Here is a 245-nt window from a genome sequence, read left to right as displayed (position 1 = left end):
ATTGATCGGCAGCGAACTGCTGTTCGACCCGTCCGGCCTGTCGGGGACGATGAAGGGCGTGGAGGGCATCACCTACGACCTGTACGGTGTCGGCCCGGTCCCGGAACTCCCGACTTTCTATGAATCGAACCGCGTCGTCGAAAAACCGATATTCGCCGAGAACACACAGGAAAAACTGAAGCGCCTGGCGGGTGACATTCTCTCGGACGCCCGAATTGTCGACGGTGAACAGACCGGACAACCGC

Annotated in this window: 1 protein-coding gene; it reads left to right on the top strand. The window is 59.6% G+C overall.

Features of this window, described 5'->3' with window-relative positions; genetic code table 11:
• On the top strand, nt 1-245 hold a 245-nt coding region (locus CUZ56_RS15905; RefSeq protein WP_162615382.1), incomplete at both ends, for a hypothetical protein.

This window comes from Saezia sanguinis, from assembly GCF_003991585.1.
Classification (GTDB): Bacteria; Pseudomonadota; Gammaproteobacteria; order Burkholderiales; family Burkholderiaceae_C; genus Saezia; species Saezia sanguinis.
This window is presented reverse-complemented; position numbering and strand designations above follow the sequence as displayed.